General features: G+C 66.6%; 18 protein-coding genes. 13 read left to right on the top strand and 5 right to left on the bottom strand.

The features are described 5' to 3' along the window. Positions 1–465: 465 nt before the first annotated feature. The gene (locus EPA64_RS15425; protein WP_134727198.1) at positions 466–5,991 is read left to right on the top strand and encodes a DUF4011 domain-containing protein; all 5,526 of its coding nucleotides are present in this window, start codon (positions 466–468) and stop codon (positions 5,989–5,991) included. Between the two features lie 134 nt (positions 5,992–6,125). On the opposite strand, the gene EPA64_RS15430 is transcribed toward EPA64_RS15425, so the two are convergent. The 5 genes from EPA64_RS15430 to EPA64_RS15455 form a co-directional block, all read right to left on the bottom strand. Continuing rightward, positions 6,126–6,431, bottom strand: coding sequence for a hypothetical protein (locus tag EPA64_RS15430; RefSeq protein WP_425467053.1), 306 nt, complete (start codon positions 6,429–6,431; stop codon positions 6,126–6,128). Between the two features lie 83 nt (positions 6,432–6,514). Further along, on the bottom strand, positions 6,515–7,825 hold the full coding sequence (locus EPA64_RS15435; protein ID WP_134727200.1) for a recombinase family protein: 1,311 nt from the start codon (positions 7,823–7,825) through the stop codon (positions 6,515–6,517). Then, complete coding sequence (locus EPA64_RS15440; RefSeq protein WP_134727201.1) at positions 7,822–8,277, bottom strand: DUF2924 domain-containing protein; 456 nt, start codon at positions 8,275–8,277, stop codon at positions 7,822–7,824. Before EPA64_RS15440 ends, EPA64_RS15435 begins: the two co-directional genes overlap by 4 nt. Positions 8,278–8,600: 323 nt before the next feature. After that, the gene (locus tag EPA64_RS15450) at positions 8,601–9,332 is read right to left on the bottom strand and encodes a hypothetical protein (protein ID WP_134727203.1); all 732 of its coding nucleotides are present in this window, start codon (positions 9,330–9,332) and stop codon (positions 8,601–8,603) included. 1 nt (position 9,333) lies between these two features. Further along, a complete protein-coding gene (locus tag EPA64_RS15455; protein WP_134727204.1) occupies positions 9,334–10,011 on the bottom strand; it encodes a LexA family transcriptional regulator in 678 nt (225 codons plus the stop codon). 116 nt (positions 10,012–10,127) lie between these two features. Between EPA64_RS15455 and EPA64_RS15460 the strand changes: the two genes are divergently transcribed. The 12 genes from EPA64_RS15460 (at position 10,128) to EPA64_RS15515 (ending at position 17,662) form a co-directional block, all read left to right on the top strand. Then, positions 10,128–10,811 (top strand): hypothetical protein, encoded by a 684-nt coding sequence (locus tag EPA64_RS15460; RefSeq protein WP_167626686.1) that lies wholly within the window; start codon positions 10,128–10,130, stop codon positions 10,809–10,811. Positions 10,812–11,008: 197 nt separating this feature from the next. Beyond that, positions 11,009–11,275, top strand: a complete 267-nt coding sequence (locus EPA64_RS15465) for a helix-turn-helix transcriptional regulator (RefSeq protein ID WP_134727206.1) — start codon at positions 11,009–11,011, stop codon at positions 11,273–11,275. Further along, a complete protein-coding gene (locus EPA64_RS15470; protein ID WP_134727207.1) occupies positions 11,269–11,622 on the top strand; it encodes a hypothetical protein in 354 nt (117 codons plus the stop codon). The genes EPA64_RS15465 and EPA64_RS15470 overlap by 7 nt, the downstream gene beginning before the upstream one ends. A gap of 35 nt (positions 11,623–11,657) precedes the next feature. Beyond that, positions 11,658–12,140, top strand: coding sequence for a hypothetical protein (locus EPA64_RS15475; protein WP_134727208.1), 483 nt, complete (start codon positions 11,658–11,660; stop codon positions 12,138–12,140). Between the two features lie 104 nt (positions 12,141–12,244). Further along, on the top strand, positions 12,245–13,102 hold the full coding sequence (locus tag EPA64_RS15480) for an ATP-binding protein (protein ID WP_134727209.1): 858 nt from the start codon (positions 12,245–12,247) through the stop codon (positions 13,100–13,102). A 22-nt stretch (positions 13,103–13,124) separates the two neighbouring features. Beyond that, entirely contained in the window at positions 13,125–13,901 is a 777-nt protein-coding gene (locus EPA64_RS15485; protein ID WP_134727210.1) for a hypothetical protein, read from the top strand. A 79-nt stretch (positions 13,902–13,980) separates the two neighbouring features. Further along, entirely contained in the window at positions 13,981–14,211 is a 231-nt protein-coding gene (locus EPA64_RS15490; protein WP_115756407.1) for a hypothetical protein, read from the top strand. 140 nt (positions 14,212–14,351) lie between these two features. Beyond that, entirely contained in the window at positions 14,352–14,579 is a 228-nt protein-coding gene (locus EPA64_RS16420) for a DUF6511 domain-containing protein (RefSeq protein WP_134727211.1), read from the top strand. 11 nt (positions 14,580–14,590) lie between these two features. Then, positions 14,591–14,806 (top strand): hypothetical protein, encoded by a 216-nt coding sequence (locus tag EPA64_RS15500; protein ID WP_134727212.1) that lies wholly within the window; start codon positions 14,591–14,593, stop codon positions 14,804–14,806. After that, the gene (locus tag EPA64_RS15505; protein WP_134727213.1) at positions 14,803–15,600 is read left to right on the top strand and encodes a hypothetical protein; all 798 of its coding nucleotides are present in this window, start codon (positions 14,803–14,805) and stop codon (positions 15,598–15,600) included. The genes EPA64_RS15500 and EPA64_RS15505 overlap by 4 nt, the downstream gene beginning before the upstream one ends. Beyond that, on the top strand, positions 15,597–16,346 hold the full coding sequence (locus tag EPA64_RS15510) for a hypothetical protein (protein ID WP_134727214.1): 750 nt from the start codon (positions 15,597–15,599) through the stop codon (positions 16,344–16,346). The genes EPA64_RS15505 and EPA64_RS15510 overlap by 4 nt, the downstream gene beginning before the upstream one ends. Next, positions 16,343–17,662 (top strand): ATP-dependent DNA helicase, encoded by a 1,320-nt coding sequence (locus EPA64_RS15515; RefSeq protein WP_134727215.1) that lies wholly within the window; start codon positions 16,343–16,345, stop codon positions 17,660–17,662. The genes EPA64_RS15510 and EPA64_RS15515 overlap by 4 nt, the downstream gene beginning before the upstream one ends. Positions 17,663–17,668 lie beyond the last annotated feature (6 nt).

A 17,668-nucleotide genomic window follows, 5' to 3' on the forward strand; every position in this document is an offset into this window, starting at 1 on the left:
TCCGCCACTTGCCCCTGCGAAAGCGTTCTCCCGATCCGGCTGCGGCATGATTTTTCCGTTGTTTTAGAGGGTTATGCGGGGCGGACTGAGCACTGGTCCCAGCGCCAGGATGCCCGACAGCGGTCTCTCAGGGTCGATGTTCTCCGGACCTGATGACTGCGCCGATTTGGTGCAGGGCTTGTAAGTCATTGGTTTGCTGATGTTTTCTTGAATGCCCACTTAACCACTTCGACGCCGGTGGCGTTCGCCGAGATGGAACAGAAATCGAACGTCCGCCATTGCGTTCGTTCCAGTCGAGGCATTCCCGGTCATAGACTGCGGCATCGCAAGAAGCCCAAAAAGAAAGTAGACTAGACCGCCGGTTCGTCTCACCTTTGGCATTGTTGTCACATATAAATTGATAGCTTAGGCTCAGCCGTGGACGAACCGCGCGTGAAGTCCATCTGTCACGGGCCAGGAGTTTCCATGAGCGTTTCACAGCCTGATCAAGAGGCTTCCAGCGCCCTGCTGACCGACGAAAACATCGAGCTTGTCGCGGCCAAGCTACAGGAACTCCGGCTCCGACTTCTCGACTCGACCCGCCGCAACCCGCTGATCAACATCCGCTTCACCCCTGCGTCGACGTCGTTCATCCGCGTCGTGGACGAGCTACCGGACGTCTTGCGCCACAACCTTTCCCAGAAGCGCCAGATGCGGCTGGCGGCCTTGCCCGCTCTCGAGGACGAGCTTCCGGGTGAGCAGACGGACGAATTCCGGGATGCACTCTTCGTCGCCCGGCAGGAGGACGAGGGCTACCTCGCCGACATCGCGAAAATCGATCCCGACGGGGCCAAGGCCGAAGAAAGGCTGATGAAGGCCGAGCGATCCCTGAAGGACCGATTACGCGAAGACCTTGGATTGCCACCGCGCCAGACCAAGGACGCGCCGTCGCTGGCCGACCACGCTCGTCTCCACGGTGTCGAGCCGAGCTATATCCTGCCGCTCCCCGGAGACGAACACCACGACGGCCGGCACAGCGACGACGACATTCAGACGCTGCTTCTGCCGGACCGTCTGCAACGCTCAGCAAAGTCCATCCTCGAGAAAGGGCGGTCCTTCGAGCGCGAGACCGGCGTCAACGTGCTCCATGCCGCCTTCGGCCTCCTCGAGTGGAAGAGCCCCGACGAAAACGATCGGTTCGTCTCTCCGCTCCTGCTTCTCGAGATCCGGATCGAGCGGAAGCAGTCCCCTCAGGGCGCCGAATTCTACCTTCACGGCGTCGATCAGGTCATGGTCAACACCAACCTCGCACTGAAGCTCCAGAACGAGAAGAAGCTTGCCCTGCCGGACTACGAGGGCGGGAGCGTCGAGGACTACTTCAAGACGATCGAAGAAACGGCGCCCTCGGGCTGGCTCTGGAAGGTCCGCCGCGAGGCCTGCGTCGGTATCTTTCCGTCTTCGAAAATCGCAATGTACCACGACCTCGACCCGGAAAAACGCCCGCTGGCCGAGGAAGAGACGGTGGTGCGCCTCCTCGCCACGACCGGCGTCGGGGATGGTGCCTATGCCGAGACCTACGGTACCGACGATCCCGAGGTCGCCAGGAAGGTGCCATACGTGGTGATGGATGCGGATGCGTCGCAGTACTCCGCCCTCGTCGATGTCGCCGACCAGAAGAACCTGGCGATCGAAGGCCCGCCGGGCTCTGGCAAGTCGCAGACCATCGTCAACCTTATCGCATCGGCGCTCGCAGACGGAAAGAAGGTGCTCTTCGTCGCCGAGAAGCTGACCGCCCTCGACGTGGTGAAGAATCGCCTCGATGCCGCTGGCCTCGGCAACTTCATCCTGCCGCTTCAGGCTGGCCGTGGCACTGCCGAGACCGTCTACGAGAGCATAGAAGCCCGCCTCGAGATGAGCCGGTCCCCGGGGCCCGGTCGGCACAGCTTCGATTCGCGCCAGCGCGCCCTCGAGCGCGACCGCGCCATTCTCCAGGGCTACCTTGATGCGCTGGGCGCGATGCTTGGCTCTACAGGGTTGACGGTGCACCAGGTCATTGGCCATGCCATAGCCACGGCCGAGACCCGCGACGCCTTGCCGCGGGAGATCCGCCGGCTGGCGATTCCGAACGCCGGGGCAATGGGGGCGATCGAGGTCGAGGCATTGGTTTCGGAAGCCGCATCCTTCGGCACCCGGCTCGGGCGGATCGCCCGCATGCCAGTCCTCTGGCGCGCCTCGACCGCACCGATCACGTCGCATGACCTGGCCGCGGATCACGCTGAGACTGCCGCCAGCTTGGCAGAGTCTCTGGAGATCTTCGAGAGGAACGTCGCGGCCTCCTCCGTCGCCGTCTTCATGACGGCGAACCCCTTCGTGATCGACATGAAGGCGATTTGCGATCTGTTCTCGGCCGCCGCACGCGAAGGTGGACGGGTCGACCCGGAGCTACTCGAACGACTCACCGATCCAGTCGCGCGCCGGGCAGCCCGGGATCTCTGCGGCCAGCTCAGCGAAAGACAGACACTCCTGGCTCAGGTCGGCCACAGCCTACGCGATGCCGAGGGCTGGAATGTCGGGAAGCGCCTCGCAGCGGCCGCAGACTTCGCCCGGGCACGGGGCGGGCGGCTCGATCCCGAGCAACATCTCGTCAGGCTCGCCGAAATCGAAGCAGCGGTCGCCGATGCTCACGAGGTAATTGTCGTCGCGTCCCGGCTTCCCCTAAGCTGGACATCTTCCGGCCGGACCCTGACGGAAATCCGCGATGGGGCAAAGCGCATCGCCGAGCAGTCCCCGGATATCCTCTCCCTCCGCCGTGGCGACCCGATGGCCTCGATCGAGTCCGTGGCAATCGAGATCGATAACACGATCTCGCGTCTCTCGACCGAGATTGGTCGTATCCGGCAAGCGCTGCCATCAGCCGGCGGTTCCCACAACCCGGGCGAACTCAGGAATGCCGCGGCCGCCATCGAAGGCGCCGGCTTTTTCGGCAAGATGGCTTCTGCCTACAAGGCGGCGCGCAACACCTACATGAATGTTCTCGGAGGTCGGCGAGAGGACACGCAGGCCGACATGGCGCGGCGCCTGAAGGAATATGCCGACTGGCACGACAGCCGCCGCGACTTCGACAATGGCACCCGCTACAAGGAGTGTTTCGGGCCTCACTTCCAGGGCTTCAACACCGACAGAACGGCGATCGGCCGTGTGGTGGCCTTCCACGGGATCTGCAAGGACATTGCCGGCTCCAGCGTGGACCTCAAGACCTACCTCGAAACCGGCGAGCTCGATCCTGTACTCGCTTTTGCGGAACTGGAGGAGGTGCCTCCTCTGACCCTCTCCGAGACCGAGGCGAAGCTGCGCGAACTCGAGGATCTCGCCGACAGGGAACGGCGCTACATCACAGAGGCCGAGAGCCACCTCGAGCTCTTCCGCGACAAGAAAAGCCTGCGTCTCCCGGAGATCGAGGAGATCCTGGTCAGCAAGACGATGGAAACAGACCTCGCCCGCAAGATCGAGGAGAGTCCGGCGCGCGAGGTGCTCGGGGCGCGTTTCTCCGGCCTCACGACTCGAACCGACCTGCTCAATGTCGAGTGCGACCTCGCCGAAGCGATCGCCAACACCGAGGACGCGGATATTGCGCTCGACGCGATCCGGTCGGACCGGGCGGACGCGATGGCGAAGGAATTCGAGATTTTTGCTGCCCGCCGCGCAAAGCTCGAGTCGCAAGTCGGCACCTTCGCGGCCGATCTCGGTCTTCCCGAGGATTTCTCGACGCCGATGGCGCTGGCCCGGCGGACGGCCGACCTGCGGGAGGCCGCCGCCGATCCGCAATCACTGCTCGACCGGGCGCAACTGAAGCGCGCCGAGGACAGCCTGCGCGGGCAGGGGCTGGGCGAACTGATCGACTGGGCGGTGGCCGAAGGCGAGGCTTTCGATCCGGCACGGCTCGCACCGATCGTCCGCGCTCTGATCGCGCGCTCGATGGCGGATCTCGCCTACAAGGAATGGGGCCCCGCGCTGCAAGGCTACGACGGCCAAGACTTCGACCGCATCCGAGGCGAAATCCGCTCCAAGGACCGCGAGATGATCGAGCTCTCCCGCGCCGCGGTGGTGCAGGAACTGTTGGAGTCGGCGCGGCCGCCGGCCGGCAACAATATCGGACGGAAGTCGACTTTCTCCGAGATGAGCCTGATTTACAACGAGCTCTACAAGAAGAAGCGCCGCATCAGTGTCCGCGAGCTGACGAGCCGCGCCGGCCGCGCCCTCGTCGAGCTGAAGCCCTGCTGGATGATGTCGCCGCTCGCTGTGGCACAGTACCTCCGGCACGGCATGCGGTTCGACCTGGTGGTGATCGACGAGGCCTCGCAGATGACGCCCGAGAACGCCATCGGCGCGATCAGCCGGGCTAACCAGTCGGTGATCGTCGGTGACACCAAGCAACTGCCGCCGACGAGCTTCTTCCAGAAGGTGCTCGACGAGAGCGACACCGACGAGGACCTGCGCGAGGACAGTGAAAGCATCCTCGACATGGCCAACGTTGCTTTCATGCCGGTACGCCAGCTCCGCTGGCATTACCGCTCGCGGCATTCGGCGCTGATCCAGTTCTCCAACCAGTGGATGTACAAGGGCGAGCTGACGATCTTTCCCTCGGCGCAGGAAGACCACCCCGATCTCGGCGTCGAGCTGATCGAGGTGCCCGGCATCTACAAGGGGCGCCGCAACGAGACAGAAGCCCGCGCCATCGTTGCCGCCGCGGTCCACCACATGACGCACCGGCCGGAGCTGTCGCTCGGTATTTGTACGATGAACTCAGACCAGAAGGAGCTGATCCTCGAGGAGTTCGAGCGGGAGCGCGACCGCAACCCCAAGGTCCAGGCCTTTGTCGAGAAATGGGAGGAGGAGAACGACGCGCTCGAGGAGTTCTTCGTCAAGAACATCGAGACGATCCAGGGTGACGAGCGTGACGTGATGATGATCTCTACGCTCTACGGGCCGGAGGCGGCCGGCGCCAAGGTGCTCCAGCGGTTCGGACCGATCAACTCGGCCCATGGCCATCGCCGCCTGAACGTGCTCTTCACCCGCGCCAAGCGGAAAATCATGACCTTTACCTCGATGAAGCCAACCGACATCCTCGTCGACGGCAACAAGGCGCTCGGCGTGCGAATGTTCCGGGCCTGGCTCGAATACTCGAAGACCGGGCATATCCCAGACGCGGCAGGCCCGCAGGGCGGCACCGAGAGTCCATTCGAGGACTATGTCGCGGCTCAGATCGAGCGCCTGGGCTGCGAGGCCGTGCCGCAGGTGGGCGTCGCCGGCTTCCGTATAGACCTCGGTATCCGGCACCCGGACTGGCCCTACGGCTACATCCTCGGCGTCGAATGCGACGGCGCCGCCTATCACAGCTCGAAGTCGAGCCGCGACCGCGATCGGCTGCGCCAAGAGGTGCTCGAAGGGCTTGGCTGGCGACTGCACCGGATCTGGTCAACCGACTGGTTCCGCAATCCGCGCGCCGAGATTGAAGTCCTCAAGGACGCGATCGACGCCGCGCTCGCCGATGCCAAAACGCGCGGCGTGAAACATTCCGAACGTCTCGACGCGATGGCCTTGCTGACCCGCCTGGCGGAAGACACGACCTCTGGTGTCGAAGAGGGGCCATCGCAAACCCTAGTGGAGCCAAGGCCTGGGTCTGCTGCGCCGAATTCATCGGCGGCGCCACCGAAACCCGAACAGGCGAGCCTGCGGTTCGAGCCTTCTGCCGGCAGCGACCTTTTCACTGCGGCGAGCCGGGTCGCGGCCGAGCCGACCGTGGCGCTTGGCTCGAAGATCAAGGTCGAGAATATCACCGATGGCAAGAAGCTCGCCTTTACCCTGGTCGAGGGCGAGAACGCCCCGGACAACGGCAAGATCGGCGTTCACACCCCGCTTGGGCAGGCCCTCCTCGACGCACAGGTAGGCGACGAGGTCGAATATCAGGTCGGCTCGCACATCAAGGAAGTTCGGGTGCTCGAAATCCGTTGAGGCTCCGGCGGACAGCCGGAAGCAGCATGACGTGTGAAATCCATGTGCGTCCGGATTGGACATTCCTTGCACCCGGACAAACGGGAAGATCGGCCTCGATCCGGCCGATCGCCGCACCGGTCGCGAACTGCTGTTCAACCGGTCCAAGAGAAATGAACCGGCTGTTCCGCCCAATGCATCGGAAACGGCTCCAGCACGCGCGCCAGCGTCACTTCCGACCCCGGCTGCCCGTCGAGGATCGCCTCTATGACGTCCGGCGCCAGCAACGTCAGGCGGAGGACACGTGTCATGTAGGAAGGTGCGATCGCCTCTCGCTCGGCCAGTTCGGCGACGGTGGCGAATTCGCCCGATTCCAGCATGTGCTTCCAGCGGAACGCGCGGGCCAACGCCTTGACCAGCGTGTTGTCTGTCCGCCGCGGTTGCGTGGCGCCCTCGGGCATCTGCATCTCCCTCCGGCCGCCACGCTTCACGATGCGGAACGGGACGTGGAGTGTTACCGTCTCGGGGATAGGAGCACAGCGGGTCATGCTGCCGCCTCGATGCCGCCGGCCAGCATCTCGCGCGCGAGGCTGCCCAGCCCGTCGACGCGCAGGCGCACGTTGAGCCCGTCCGTGCTGATGTCGACGCGTTCGACCAGCAGCGCCACGATGCGCGCCTGTTCGGCAGGGAACAGCTCGTCCCACAACGGGTCGAGCTGCTGGAGGGCCGCACGGGCGTCGGCCTCAGTGATGTCGGCGGCGTGGGCGCGCGCCGCCTTCAAGGTCCCCGCCACGATCTCGGGCTGGCGGAACACGGCCCGCAACTGATCGATGACCGCGGCCTCTATCTCGCCAGCAGGCACGCGGCCGACCGGACACGCACCAGCACCATGCTTCAGCACGGCCTGGCTGACGTAGTAGCGGTAGAGCCGGTCTCCCTTGCGGGTATGGGTCGGCGAAAAGGCCGCGCCATCCGGACCGAACAGCAGCCCCTTTAGCAGCGCGGGCGTCTCGGCGCGGGTGCGTGCGGCCCGCTTTCGCGGGCTTTCCTGCAGGATGGCGTGGACACGATCCCATGTTTCGCGGTCGATAATGGTGTCGTGCTCGCCGGGATAGCTTTCGCCCTTGTGGACCGCCTCGCCGATATAGGCTCGGTTGTTCAGCATCCGGTACAGGTACTTCTTGTCGATCCGGTTGCCGCGCGGCGTGCGGATTCCGCGCTTCGCAACCTCGCGGGCCAGTTCGGTGCCCGAGCCGATCTCGAGGAAGCGGGCGAAGATCCAGCGGACGATTTCGGCGGCGTCCTCGTCGACCAACAGCTTCCGGTTCTCGACATGGTAGCCGTAGGGTGGCACCCCGCCCATCCACATGCCCTTCTTCCGGCTGGCGGCGACCTTGTCGCGGATGCGTTCGGCCGTGACCTCGCGTTCGAACTGGGCGAACGAGAGCAGGATGTTCAGCGTCAGCCGACCCATCGACGTGGTCGTGTTGAAGGACTGCGTCACGGAGACGAAGGTCACGCTGTTCCGGTCGAACACCTCGACCAGCTTGGCGAAGTCGGCCAGCGAGCGGCTGAGGCGGTCGATCTTGTAGACCACGACCACGTCGACCAGCCCGTCCTCGATATCCTCCAGCAGCCGCTTCAGGCCCGGCCGTTCCAGGGTGCCGCCCGAGATGCCGCCGTCGTCATATTGATCGCGGACCAGCACCCAGCCCTCGGACCGCTGGCTGGCGATGTAGGCCTCGCAGGCCTCGCGCTGGGCGTGGAGCGAGTTGAACTCCTGCTCCAGCCCTTCCTCGGAGGATTTCCGGGTGTAGACCGCACAGCGCAGCTTGCGGACGACGGGTTTCGTCATGTCCGCCCCCTGTGGTTCTTGAGCCCGAAGAAGACCCAGCCGTTCCAGCGCGTGCCGGTGATGGCGCGGGCGATGGCCGAAAGCGACCTGTACGGCCGACCCTGCCATTCGAAGCCGTCGGCGGTGACGGTTACGATCTGTTCGACGCCCTGCCATTCGCGCAGGAGGCGCGTGCCGGTGATGGGGCGGTCGCGATCGGCGCGGATGCCGCGCTTCTTCCTGTCGCCGCCGTCCAGTTCCTCGCCGAGCCGTTCGAGGCGCCGAATCGTCTCGGGTTTGAGCCCGCCATAGGCAAGTTCCTGGATGCGGTAGGCCAAGCGGCTTTCCAGGTAGCGGCGGTTGAACGGCGGCGGCTCGCTGTCGAACAGATCGCGCCACTGCGCCTTCAGTTCCGGCGTCGTGGCGGTTTTCAGCGCAGCCAGGCGCGCGAGAATTGGATCGTGGGTCGTCATGCGGGTCTCCGGTGAGTTGGAGTTGCATGACGGCATCGGTCGGCCGGAGAGTGTAGGCGAATTTCTCCAGTATCGTCAGAAGGTTCGCCCTGTTCCCGCAGCTGCAGGCGGACCAGCCCGAGCGCCAGCAGGCCGCACAGTTCGCCGCGGCGCTCGGCGGGAGTCATCTGGTCGGGCGGCAGCGGGTTTGAACCCCGCTGTGGATTTGTCAGCACGTTTCGCATGGGGGAAACGCTACCCGCACACCCTCCGAAAACAATCGGATTCAAAGGCTTATGGGAGTCCCGCGTAAGCCTGCGCAGAGGATAGGAACCGGCGGAGCCTCAGTGACGAATCGCCGGCGCGACCTGGGCATCGGTGTCGAGAACCAGCGCCGATCTCCAAAGCGGCGTCTTCATGAACACCGCCTCCTCGAAGCGATAGCTAGCCGTGCCGCGTCCCTGCTGTAGCAGCCCCGCCCAGCAGAGCGGGCGCAGCACCTGGATGTAGAGCTGGCCCATCACCTCGTCGTAGCGCGGCAACGGCCCCATCTCGGGTTCTCCGAAGAGCACGCGGCGAAGGTGGGCGCCGGTGGCGCCGTTCTCGGACTCGACGTTGAGCACGTTCAGGAAAACGTCCCAGTTGCCCAGGATCGGCGCGTCGTCGAACCGCGACATGCTGGCGTGGTTGATCCGGAACAGGAAGAACGGGACGACCGTGCCGAAAATCCGACCGGGATGGCCCGCCAGTGCCTGGCCAGCCTTGGTTGGCCGGAATTCGCCCTTGTAGTGCCGCCCGAGCTTCATCGCGATCATCAGGTCGTGAAGCACCATCAGCGGGGCGAAGTCGGGCTCGTTCAGCACCTTGTTGACGGCGAAGAGGTCCGCCTCGGTGTGGCCGGGCCAGTCGAACTCGGCCGCGGCCCAGTGCACGAAGACCCGCTTGAAGGCCCTGGACGGCGTCAGGGAAATGCCGCCATGCTCGTCTACCCAGGCGAAGGTCTTCTCCATCCCGCGCACCAGCGGCGAGAACACCAGCGCCGGATCGGCATCATCGACCTCGCGGAACGCAATCACCTCAGATCTCCCGCGCGAACCAACGGATGCGGCCGACGATGTGGATCTCGTCGGCCGTTCTTTCGTATTCGGGGTAGTGCTTGTTGTCGGAGATGACGCGCACCGCGGGCGGGTCGCTGTTGGGGATGTGCTCGAGCCGCTTGGCGACCAGCCCCATCCCGTCATCCAGCACGAAGATGCCGGGCGGGTTGGGCGCACGCCGGGTCATGTCGACCAGCACCGCGTCACCGCTGAGCAGCGTCGGCGCCATGCTGTCCCCCTCCACATGCATGATTCGCAGCTGCGACGGGCTGGCCTTGAGGCTGTTGCGGATCCAGGAGCGGCGGAAGTGGTAGACGCGGCCGGGCGTGTCGCCGTCCTCGGTCACGACCGCGCCGCCGCCCATTGCTGGGCGCGGGGTGGCGTGGGCGATAGCCACGAAGGCGTCGTCAGGATTGTCCAAGAAGGGAGGCTTCCCCTCCACCTCGCCAATGCCGTGGATCAGCCAGTCGCGATCGACCTTCAGCACGCGGGCGACCTCTGCCAGCCGGTCTATGCCGGGGCGGGCTGAACGGCCACGGAGGATGTCGTAGACGAAGGACCGGTTCACGCCGGCCATTTCGGCGACGTGCGCGGGACTGATGCCGAGCTGATTGGCCCGGGCTCTGAGGCGGTCGGAAAGCGTGTGGTGCTCGGTCATGTCATCCCCACCCATCTGTGGATGAAATAGGATAAAATCGGATTGATCGAAGCCCGTCAAGCGAATAAGAACAGAAGGTAAACATCTTACACGGGAATCGGCGCGGAGAGCAGTGAATGCACATCGATAAATCGTACTTCACGCTCCCCGAGATCCTCGAGCGGTGGCAGATCACCGAGGCCGACCTGATCTACCTCGCGGAAAACGACAAGCTCCGGCTGTCGGTGCGCGTGTTCGGCGTGCCTATGGAGTTCGGCGACTACGAGGAAGGTGCGGACGGCGAGCCCTGCCGGGTGCCGTGGGAACAGAACTACTACAGCGGCCTGCTCGATCTCCATGCCCGTGATGTGTTCCAGCTCTTCCGGTGTGGTGAAGTCCATCTTGAAAGCTTTCGGACGTCGAAAGCTGACTACGCGGAGACCTGGGGCGATGCGCAACCCGTCCTCGTCATGATCGGCGACCTCCTTCTAAGGCGCGATGAACGCGACCGTTTCGAGATCGAGACCGGGTTCTCGCCCGGCGGCCAGCCGATGGAGGAAGCCACCTTCATCCACTCGGCCGACTATCTCGAGGTCCGCTGCAACGGCTGCCGGTTCAAGCTGGGCCCGATCCAGGCGGAAGTCGTGCGCGCGCTGCACGAGGCCGCGCAGGCTGGCGCGCCCTGGCAGAACGGCAAGGCGATCCTGTCGCGGGCCGGTTCGAAAAGCCTGCGCATGGCCGACGTCTTCAAGTCGCAGAAGGACTGGCGGCATCTGATCCGCTCCGACCGGCGCGGCGGCTACCGTCTGAATCTCGACTGAGCGATCCCCTTCCGCCCGGTCCCTGTGGGATCGGGAGGGGGACGAGTGAGGGATGGTGGGGGATGACGGCGTCCCACCAGCAGCCAAGAGCCACTCCTGCAAGCGTCGTCTGATCCCCCTCCGCATCCCCCGCCAGTCCCCACGACATCCCACAGTGGAATTTCGCATGGTCTCCTCGACAACGAGAGGAGACACCGATGCTGCAGAGGCATTGCCTGAAACAGAAGGAGCTGGCCCGGCGCTGGGGGATCTCCCACCGGACGCTGGAGCGCTGGCGCTACACCGGCCAGGGGCCGGCCTTCCTCAAGCTCGGCGGGCGCGTGCTCTATCGGCTCGCCGATATCGAAGCCTTCGAGCAGAGCCAGCTGCAGCGTGCCCTGAAAATCAGTGAGGCGGTCGCGCGCGTCGGTCATTCGCCCCGTCGGCTGACCGCTGACCCCGCGCGGGCCGCACGGGTATGCTGATGGTCGCCGCAACCCCGATCGGCGCCCGCGTGGCGACGCCGAAGCTCACCGATGTCGAGCTCTACGCCTGGATCGCACAGGCCGAGGCTGGCGCCCGGATCGAGTATCACCGCGGCTTTCTCGGGATCGACGTCACGCCGGTGATCTCGACCCTGCCGGAGCCCGAGCGCCGCCAGCTCGCCGACCTCGGTCAGGCCGCGCTGGGCGCCTTCGAGAAGGGCCTCGTCCACCTCGTGCAGGAGCGCGTGGGCCCCGACCGCTTCGCCTACATCGCCGTCGCCCGGCCCAGACCGAAGTCCGCCGCTCCCTCGCTCTCGGCGCTGCTCCTCGAAGAGCGCGCCGCGTGATGGCCCTGCCATTCCCTTCCATCGGAGTTCGCGCCATGCCGCACCCCGACAATGCCCCATGTTTCGACGACCTCGAAGGTCTCGCCCTCGGCGACATCGCGGCGCTGCCGCCCGAGATGCTGCTGGATCTGCAGACGACGGCGCTCGCCGAGGCCGCCCGCGTGAAGCGGCTGCGGGACCGGCTCGAGGCCGGCATCGCGCAGCGCTACGAGGCCGCCGCCGCGGCCGAGCGGGCCGCGCAGGGCAAGACCAGCGGCACCGTGCGGGTCGAGGACGAGGGCGTCGTCATCGTCGCGGACCTGCCGAAGAAGGTTTCCTGGGATCAGGACCGTCTCGCCGCCATGGCCGAGCGCATCCGCGCCGCCGGCGACGACCCGACCGAATATCTCGAGATCGCCTACCGCGTGCCCGAGCGGCGTTTCGGCGCCTGGCCCGCGGCGATGCGCGAGGGCTTCGCGGACGCGCGCAGCGAGACCACCAGCAAACCCGTCTTCCGGCTCGAGGCTCGAGACCGGTGACGCGCGGCGGCGGGACGCCCGAGCGGCAACGCCGGGCAGGTTCCCCTTCGGCACCCGGTCACCCCCGCCGCCGCGCACCCTGAACGCAACTCCCGGAGAACCCCATGGCCTTCCGCATCATCACCGCCGACGAACGGCTCTCGGCCGCCGAGAACAAGACGTCCCTCGCCATCTTCGGCCCGCCCGGCGTCGGCAAGACGACGCTCCTGAAGACGCTGCCCGCCGAGGAGACGGTCTGTCTCGATCTCGAGGCCGGCATGAAGTCGGTGCAGGACTGGCGCGGGGACTCGATCCCGGTGCGCAGCTTCACCGATTTCCGCGACCTTGCCGTGCTGATCGGCGGCCACGATCCGGCCCAGCATCCGCAGTCCTGGTACGGCGTCGAGTATCACGCCTGGCTGCAGCAGCAGTATCTCGGCACCGGCATCGAGGATTTCCTCGCGCGAAAGCGGATCGTCTTCGTCGATTCGATCACCGATCTGACGCGGCAGGCCATGGCCTATGCCCGCCAGCAGCCGGAGGCCTTCTCCGAGCGAACCGGCAAGCCGGATGTCCGTGGCGCCTACGGGCTCCTGGGTCGCGAGGTGATCCAGGCGCTGAAGCATCTCCAGCATGCCCGCGGCAAGACGGTGATCTTCGTCGGCGTTCTCGAAAAGGTCACCGACGAGTTCGGCGCGACGACCTGGCAGCCGCAGATGGAGGGCACGAAGGCCGGGCGCGAGCTGCCGGGGATCGTCGACCAGGTGGTCTCTATGCAGCTCTTCGGCCGCGACGCCAAGGGCAACTGGACCCTCGACGAAACCTCGGCCGAGCGCCGCCTCGTCTGCCGCTCCGGCAACCCCTGGGGCCTTCCCGCCAAGGACCGCTCCGGCCGCCTCGACACGACCGAGCCGCCCGATCTCGGCGCGCTGATCGCCAAGATCGACGGCCGCGCCCCCGCCCACACAGCCACCCCTTCCTGATCCAGACGCAAAGGACTGATCCATGAGCTACGATCTCAACGACGCCCAGCCGCAGATGGCCCCCATCGGCGAGCTGATCCCCGATGGCACTTTCGCCAAGGTCCGCCTGACCGTCCGCCCCGGCGGTGTCGACGGCGCCACGCCAATGGACGCGAAGCTTCTCAAGGCCTCGCAGTCGAGCGACGCGAAGATGCTGGACTGCGAGTTCACCATCCTCGAGGGGCCGCATGCCCGCCGTAAGTTCTGGCAGAGCTTCACCGTCGCGGGCGGCAAGGTCGACGAGAAGGGCCAGTCGATCGGCTGGAAGCTCTCGAAGTCCACCTTTCGGGCGATGGTCGACAGCGCTCTCGGGCTCGATCCCAGGGATGAGAGCCCCAACGCCAAGGCCAAGCGGGTGCTGCCCGGTCTCAAGCATCTCGACGGCATCGTCTTTGCCGCGCGGATCATGGTGGAGCCCGCCTCCAACCCCCAATACCGCGACCAGAACCGGATCGCGAACGTCGTTCTGCCCGACGAGCCGCAGCATGCACCGATCATGCGCGGCGAAGCCGTTCCCCCCGAGCCCGTCAACGCCCCGCCGCGGAAAGCTACGGGCGCGCCGGCGCCGGGTTGGCAGGCGCCCACGCCGGCATGGGGTGCGCAGCCGCAAGCGCCGTCCGCGGCCCCGGCCTGGGGCGCGCAGGCGCCGGCTCCGCAGCAGCCCCCGCAGCAACCGCCCGCCCAGCAGCCGCCCGCGTCCTCGCCGTCCGCGCCGGGCGGAGCGCCGGCGACCGGCATGCCCGCCTGGCTCAATGGGTGAGGCGCGGTCGGCAGCACGGCGGCGGAGGTCAAACCGGCCTTCGCCTCTGCCCGAGGCCCGGCGCGATCCTGCCGGGCCGATGACCCCGGATGAATGGCAGGCGCACGTGACGCGAGAGGCGGCGCTGGAGATCGGACGATGGCTCGAGGCCCGAGGAAGACTGCACGCCCCCATCGCAAGCCTCAGCCTCGGCGACCTCGAAGCCATGGCCACCAACGCGATCTCGCGCTGGATCGTGCTCCAGTCCGAAAAGCTCCAGAGGGCGGGTTGGCCGCCCGAGGACCCGATCGGGAGCTTCTTGCTCGGGTAGCGCTCTGCGCCGTCTGCGCCCGCGAGGCGCGCGGCTTCGGCTACTGCCACGGCCTCCGCTGGGATCGCCACCCTTACCACCGCTTCTGCTCGCGCCGCTGTCAGGACGTGGGCAGCGCCATCGCCCAAAGGAACAACGGCATGATCGACAAGACCGCGCGCGAGCGCCAAGCGATCCGCGATGCGCGGACGCACTTCGCCGAAGCGCTCACCGACCTCGGACTCATGGAGCCCTTTTTCCACCGCAGCGCCGAGGACATCGACCGCCTGATCGAGGCGGCGGTCACCGGCTACATCGACAGCATGCAGGACCAAGCCGCGCGCAAGGAGCGCACTGGCACGGGCCTCGACGACCCCATTCCGTTTTGAGGGGGCGCGCGATGATCGACCTGAACGACGACACCGCGTCCTGCAGCTGGTCGCACCTGCTCGAGGCGGCCACCGAGAACGCCGTCACCGACTTCGAGATCGAGTTCTGCGACAGCCTCCGCGAGAAGCTCGAGCGGTTCGGCGACAGCGCCCGGCTGACGGAGGCGCAGTTCCACAAGCTGAGCTGCATCGCGCAGGCCGGCGAGTTCTGGGAGCGCGAGCGATGATCGACCTCAACCATGGCTCGGGCTGTCTCTACGGCGCCGGCGCGACGCGTCCGCCCATCGCGGAAGCGGTTTCCGCCGTCATCGATACGGCGCTGTCCGCGCGCCACCGCGCCGAGTGTCCGCGCACCTATGTCAGCTCCTCGGGTCTCGGCCGCGACTGCCTGCGCCAGATCCAGTACGACTTCCTCGCGGTTCCCAAGGACGAGGGCCAGGAATTCGCGCCGCGCACGCTGCGCATTTTCGAGGCAGGCCACCGGGCCGAGGACATCGTCGCGGGCTGGTTCCGCATCGCCGGGTTCGACCTGCGCACCGAGCGTCCGGACGGCCGCCAGTTCGGGTTTGAGGCCCTCGGCGGCCGGTTCAAGGGCCATATCGATGGCTGCTTTGTCTCGGGCCCCGTCGCGATGGACTATCCCGCGCTCTGGGAGAACAAGGCGCTCGGCGCGGCCAGCTGGAAGGACGTGGTCAAGCGGGGCGTCAGCCTCGCGCGCCCCGTGTATGCGGCGCAGATCGCCCTCTATCAGGCCTACATGGAGCTGCCAGCGCCGGCGCTCTTCACCGCGCTGAACCGCGACACGATGGAATTGCACGCGGAGCTCGTGCCCTTCGACGCTCATCTCGCGCAGGAAATGTCGGACCGCGCCGTCGCCGTGGTGCGGGCCACCGAGGCCGGGGAATGGCTGCCGCGCGCCGCCGCAGAGCGCACCGCAGTCCTTTGCCGCGGCGGCATGGCGGCTGGCAAGTGGCATGTCCCGTGCGCCTGGGCAAACCGATGCTGGAGTGAGCGGCCATGATCCCCGATGCGTATGAGCTCAAGCGGATCGTGCGCGCGCATCGCGAACGGTTCTGGTGCTCCGACCTGCTCGGAGCGGCGGAGTTCGCGCCGATCTATTTCTTCGGCGATCAGGCCGCTTTCGATGGCGATATCGTCGACCGCGCGATGACCCGGGTCTTTACCGGTCCGCTTCGGCTGCCGCATCCCTCCGTGATCTTCGAGGTGCGCGAGCAGCGCGCGTCTCCCTCGGGTCTGATCGTCTGCGCCCGCGCCGACGGCGACATCGTCGAGGCCACGTTCCTCATGCGCAAGCGGGCGCCGCGCGGCTGGACGGATTGCCTGGTGCGGATCTGGATGCATCCGGACGGCAAGGCGGAGATCGAGGGCAACCCGGCGGAGCAGAGTGACGAGACGGTGCGCGGTCACGGCGAAGTCGCCGCCGGCATCGTCTGGCGCGCGCTGACCATCCTCGGTGCGTCCCCGGAAATCCGCGACCGCAAGGTGTCGCTTGCGAAACGGTCTCGCCTGTCCCGTGAGGGCGTGCGCGGATGGGTCTGGCGCCAGGTCGCCATCGATCCAGCGCGCCTGCGCGCGGCGACGCCGCCGCAGGGCGGCAGTCACGCCAGCCCGCGCTGGCACATCCGCCGCGGTCACTGGCGGCAGCTGGCCGACGGTCGCCGGGTCTTCGTCCGCCAGTGCGAGGTGGGCGATCCGACCCGCGGCGGGATCGTCAAGGATTACGCAGTGGAGGCACGCCATTCATGACCGATTTCACCCCATCCGCCACGCAGGCCGCCGCGATCCGCGAGATCAAGGAGTGGTTCGAAACCCGCACGGAAGAGCAGCAGGTCTTCCGCCTGTTCGGCTATGCCGGGTCCGGCAAGACCACCGTGCTGAAGTTCGCGCTCGACGAGCTCGGCCTCTCGCCCCACCGCAGCGCGAAGGACGGCCGCTGCGTGCCGGGCGTCGTCACCGCCACCTTCACCGGCAAGGCCGCGCTGGTGCTGACCCGCAAGGGCACGCCCGCGCGCACCATTCACAGCCTGATCTACTCGGTGATCGAGTCGACCGAGGAGGAAATCGAGGAGGCTGCCCGCAAGATCGCGATGGCCGAACGCGACGCGCTTCGCCTCACCGGGTTTGCGCGCACCACGGCCGACGCCGCGATCGAGGCGATGCGCCAGGGGCTTTCTGCGATGAAACATCCGCGCTTCGCGTTGAACCCGCAGAGCGACGCCGCCGACGCCCGGCTCATCGTTCTCGACGAGGTGTCGATGGTCGGCGAGGAGATGGCGCGCGATCTGATGAGCTTCGGCAAGCCGATCCTCGTGCTCGGCGATCCCGGTCAGTTGCCGCCGATCCGGGGCGAAGGCGCCTTCACCCGTGACGAGCCCGACGTGATGCTGACCGAGATCCATCGCCAGGCGGCCGAGAGCGCGATCATCCGTCTCGCCACCATGGCGCGCGAGGGTCGGCCCATCGGCTTCGGCGTCTACGACGACCATGTCGCCAAGCTCCGCAAGGGCGACATCACGCCGGAACAGGCGTTGCGCGGCGGCCAGCTGATCTGCGGGCTGAACGCCACGCGGCTGCAGATCAACAACGCCATGCGCGCGGCCGCCGGCCTCGGCGGGACCTGGCTGCCCACGGGGCCGGCCGAGAAGATCATCTGCCTGAAGAACCAGAACGATCTGGGGCTGATCAACGGGATGTTCGTGACGCTCGAGGACATCGTCGACGAGGGCAGCCTCTACTTCTCCGCCGTCGTCCATGACGAGGACGGGCGCCACATCGGCGAGCCCTATGAGGACGGACGCCCCGGCCGGCTGCGCATCTACAAGGGGCATTTCGAAGACCATGTCGCCTACGACGACAAGCGCCATGACCGCGACTACAAGGAGAAGCGTCTGCTGACCGAGGCGACCTTCGGCTGGGCGATCACCGCGCACAAGGCGCAAGGGTCGCAGTGGGAGAACGTGATCGTCTGGGACGACGGGCTGGGCCGCACCGAGATCGACCGGCGCCGCTGGCTCTACACTGCGATCACCCGGGCCGAACGCGGTCTCGTGCTGCTGGCCTGAGGGGCG

The sequence above is a fragment of the Paracoccus luteus genome (assembly GCF_004522155.1).
GTDB lineage: Bacteria > Pseudomonadota > Alphaproteobacteria > Rhodobacterales > Rhodobacteraceae > Paracoccus > Paracoccus luteus.